Source organism: uncultured Psychrobacillus sp. (assembly GCF_938022135.1).
Classification (GTDB): Bacteria; Bacillota; Bacilli; order Bacillales_A; family Planococcaceae; genus Psychrobacillus.
This window is the reverse complement of sequence record NZ_CALIED010000047.1, coordinates 1-4,052: the sequence shown is the minus strand read 5'-3', so window position 1 is coordinate 4,052 and position 4,052 is coordinate 1. Positions and strand designations below refer to the sequence as shown.

Here is a 4,052-nt window from a genome sequence, read left to right as displayed (position 1 = left end):
AAAAGCGAGGAGGCAGTTCCTCAGCCACCGGAGCTTTTATCCATTTGACCCCGAGTGGGCAAGGCGATGAAGCTGGACATCAAGAAAAGCGGAATCGCCTGTCACTGCCCCGACAGGCAAATGGAGAAAAGCGAGGAGGCAGTTCCTCAGCCACCGGTACTTTTATCCATTTGACCCCGAGGGGCAAGGCGTTCCACAGGTTCAGAACTTTATAATTTCCTAAACAACTAGAAAAGCTCTTTGCACTATCTTTTATCTTTAAATAAAGCATATGATAGAATGTATTTACTACAAGAAGGAAGGAAGTAGCTACTATGAAGTCACCTTTTACATATAAATATATAGCACCGACCACTAAAGGAAATGACCAGCCATCCCTTTTCTTATTTCATGGCATGGGCAGTAACGAAGAGGATTTGCTCCAGCTTGTAAAAGAATTTGAGGGAAGCCACCATATATTTAGTTTGCGTGGACCAATTGTATTTAACCCTGGATATGCATTTTTTACGATTGAGGAAGAGGGACGACCAGAAAGACAGGTTTTTGATAAGGTAGTAACTTACCTACACCAGTTTATTGCAGAGGCCGTACAGGAATATAGCTTAGATCAAAGTAAAATAAGTTTAGTCGGCTTTAGTCAGGGCGCTGTATTGGCACAGACAATAGCTCTTACTATGGGCGATGTAATAAAAGGAGTAGCTGCCCTAAGCGGTTATTTACCTGATTTTGTGAAAGAGGAATATAGAAAGCACCCTGTCGATCATTTGACTATGTTCATTTCGCACGGGGAATATGATTACGTAATTCCATCTCACTGGGGATTAGAAAGTAAAAATTATTTTGAGGAACTAGGAGCTAATGTTACATATAAAACATACGAGGACGGTCACGGAGTTGTTCCGGAAAATCAGCTTGATTTAGTTAATTTTATAAAACAATTGTAGAATAATCGTTTTTTTGCACATATATCAATCTCAATTGAAAAATGAAATTTATTCTTATTTAAAATGTTTGAGGAGATACTATATATCTTCCTCAAACATTTTTTTGATACTATATATATGTTTAACTTCCATAAATAATGGTTACATGAGGATGCTTTTTCAAACAGCTTGCCGGAAAATCCTCGGAGATGCCTTGTTCCTTAATGCGATTCAAAGTCTCTATTTTATTTTCACCAAAGGCTAATAACACAATCTGCTTAGCCATCATAATTGTTTCAATACCCATTGTAATTGCTAGCTCTGGGACTGATTTTCCTTCTGGAAAGTATTTAGCATTATCCTGTTTTGTTTTATCTGCAAGCTCGACAACATGTGTTCTTGACTGAAAAGACGTACCTGGCTCATTAAACCCAATGTGTCCATTAACACCAATCCCCAATAATTGAAGATCAATTCCGCCTTTTTGTTCAATCTGCTGCTCATAACGGGCACATTCCTTCTCTAAATTCGTTGCTAAGCCATCTGGAAGATAAACATTTTCTCTTGGAATGTTTACATGGTTAAATAGATGCTCCTGCATATATTTATGGTAGCTTGTAGCTTCCTCCGACCCGACCCCAACATATTCATCCAGGTTAAACGTACTTGCTTCTTCAAAAGAAATATCACCTTTTATGTAGCATTGCACCAATTCTTTATAAAAGCCTATCGGAGTACCTCCTGTTGCCAATCCTAATACACTATGTGGCTTTTCTCTTAATTGCTTTTCAAAAATAGTAGCTGCCATTTTACTCATTTCTTCGTAAGTTTTAACTTCCAACCATGTTATATTACCTTTGCTCATTAGAATAACTCAGCCTTCCTTTACAAAAAGTATATTGTATTTCAAAGGAGTTATTTAGCAATACAATGTCGGCATCCTTCCCAACTGCTAAACTCCCTTTTCGATCATCTATCCCTAATCTTTTTGCTGCATTTGTTGAGGTTATTTTGACTAACTCATGAAGCGGTAAATCAGTTAAATCTCGGATTTTCCGTACACCCTCATTCATTTTTAGCACACTTCCAGCTAATGTACCCGTTTTTAATGTAGCAGTTCGACCAACCACCTTGACCTCCTGATCGCCAAGTGAATAGTTTCCATCGGGAAGTCCTTTTGCTCGCATTGAATCAGTAATGAGGATGAGTCTATCCGGCCCAATCACCTTAAATACTAATCGAAGCATATCGTCTGATAAATGGATACCATCCGCAATAACTTCACAGAAAAGCATTTCATTCATGAATCCTGCTCCAACCATCCCAATTTCTCGATGGTGAACACCTGTCATAGCATTGGTAAAATGCGTTAGGTGTGTTAACCCATTTTGTACTGCATTATTAATGTCTTGATAGGATGCCTTCGAATGACCTGCGGAAGAAATAACTCCTTTCTCTTTTAAATATTGGATCATCTCAAAAGCTTCGTCGAGCTCAGGAGCCAATGTAACCACCTTCAAATTGCTTAGTTGTTCTCCAAACCAACTATTTAAACGATCAATGGAAGGCTTTTGTATATGCTGAACCGGCTGAGCCCCTGCCTGCTCGGGATGTATAAATGGCCCCTCCAAATGAAAGCCAAGCATCTCTGCTCCCTGATTTTCTATACCCTCCTCCAGGAATTGAGTGTTTACTTCTATCGATTGTTTAATTCGCTCTGATGAATGAGTAATAGTCGTTGCTAAAAAAGAAGTTGTTCCTTCTTGAGGCAAGTATTCGGCAATCTCTTTAGTAGCCTTGAGCTCTCCATCCATAAAATCAGCGCCAGCAGCGCCATGAATATGGATATCTATAAAACCAGGCATTGCAACATATCCCATACCATCAATGACTTCTCCAGTAAACTCTTCCATTGTACCTTCAGATATAGATGCTATCTTTCCATCAACAATTAAAATCTCCCCATCGATTATTTGGCCATCCTCTAAGCACATTTGAACGTTTTGAATACGGTAATTACTCATAGGCACACCTTCCTATAAAATAGATTTATTTTTAAATAAATTTAATATTTCTAAATAATCATATAATATAAACGTATAAAATTATACCCTTAAATTCTATGAAATAGATTAACGATTCCTACAAAGGGGTATTTCTTAAGTTGATTCGTTCAAAACTTTTAAAATGAGTAGGAATTACAACTTCAAAAATGAGGTTATTAAAATTATTATTTAAATAATGTAAGCACCCCATCCGCTTTTATTGTATGATAATTAAAAATAAGGAGGAATATTATGCCATTCTTACACTCTCCAAAATACCATCCGTCTATAGATGAAGTAATCATCCAAACCTTAAAAAGTGAAGGCGTTAAAAATGAAGTAATTGAAGACAAGTTAGTAGAAATGTCTAAAATAGAAGCTATGGATCGGTATTTTAGTTCTAAAGAAGTAGAGGTAACTACCGAGTCTATCTCCCATTTTATATCCCATGCTTTTTACATAGATTTAGACAAAGCATACTTGTTAGACATAGAAACTGCTGAAAACCTGAAAGAGCCTACTCCAAAGGCAGCCATTACATGGCACCTGGAAACTCAACAGCAAGATTGGACTGGAGAGCAGATTCGCATTCTCCTAAAAAACCTATTTGGTATAAATACAAATGGACTTGCATTTTTAGAAAACAAGAAAATCTCTTTATATTCTAAGAAGCAATGGATTCTAAAACAGGACCATGATTTGTTTATTGTTTCTACTGGGGTAAAAGATATAGACGTTTACATTTTAGCAACTGATTATTTTAAACAAAAGACTGGATTAGATGGCTTACCAGAGAATTTACACGAAAAGCTAAATGAGCTGGGATTCAGTTATAATCAAGAAAAAATGTGCTACTATTTCTGCACAGAAGACGGACAATCAGTAGAAGATTCATTTAAAGGCCAGGTTTTAAATAGCTTAATAGAAGTAGCACGGACGAAATACGATCATTTATAAAGGCTATGTTAAAGGGTAGTGTTGATTTATAATGCAAAGAAATCTTTAAACCATAGAGTAGAATTGATTTTTCGCACCAGCCGGACGCTTTCTTACCCTTAGTCAAGTATTTTTATCTTTATTACTG

Annotated in this window: 4 protein-coding genes; 2 read left to right on the top strand and 2 right to left on the bottom strand. The window is 36.8% G+C overall.

What is annotated here, in order from left to right; translation table 11 throughout:
- Window positions 1–314: 314 nt before the first annotated feature.
- Window positions 315–944: a dienelactone hydrolase family protein gene (locus Q0371_RS09985; RefSeq protein ID WP_298470759.1), complete on the top strand. Its 630-nt coding sequence runs from the start codon at window positions 315–317 to the stop codon at window positions 942–944.
- A 121-nt stretch (window positions 945–1,065) separates the two neighbouring features.
- Here Q0371_RS09985 and nagB read toward each other — a convergent pair whose 3' ends face one another.
- Complete coding sequence (gene nagB, locus Q0371_RS09980; RefSeq protein ID WP_298470761.1) at window positions 1,066–1,773, bottom strand: glucosamine-6-phosphate deaminase; 708 nt, start codon at window positions 1,771–1,773, stop codon at window positions 1,066–1,068.
- Window position 1,774: 1 nt separating this feature from the next.
- Window positions 1,775–2,947 (bottom strand): N-acetylglucosamine-6-phosphate deacetylase, encoded by a 1,173-nt coding sequence (gene nagA, locus Q0371_RS09975; protein WP_298470757.1) that lies wholly within the window; start codon window positions 2,945–2,947, stop codon window positions 1,775–1,777.
- A 273-nt stretch (window positions 2,948–3,220) separates the two neighbouring features.
- On the opposite strand from nagA, the gene Q0371_RS09970 reads away from it, so the two are divergent.
- Entirely contained in the window at window positions 3,221–3,925 is a 705-nt protein-coding gene (locus tag Q0371_RS09970) for a hypothetical protein (RefSeq protein WP_298470755.1), read from the top strand.
- Window positions 3,926–4,052 lie beyond the last annotated feature (127 nt).

Excerpts from the sequence above, each read along its gene's own strand:
- Q0371_RS09985 (WP_298470759.1), top strand. The coding sequence starts at position 315 with ATGAAGTCACCTTTTACATATAAATATATAGCACCGACCACTAAAGGA.
- nagA (WP_298470757.1), bottom strand. The coding sequence starts at position 2,947 with ATGAGTAATTACCGTATTCAAAACGTTCAAATGTGCTTAGAGGATGGC.
- Q0371_RS09970 (WP_298470755.1), top strand. The coding sequence starts at position 3,221 with ATGCCATTCTTACACTCTCCAAAATACCATCCGTCTATAGATGAAGTA.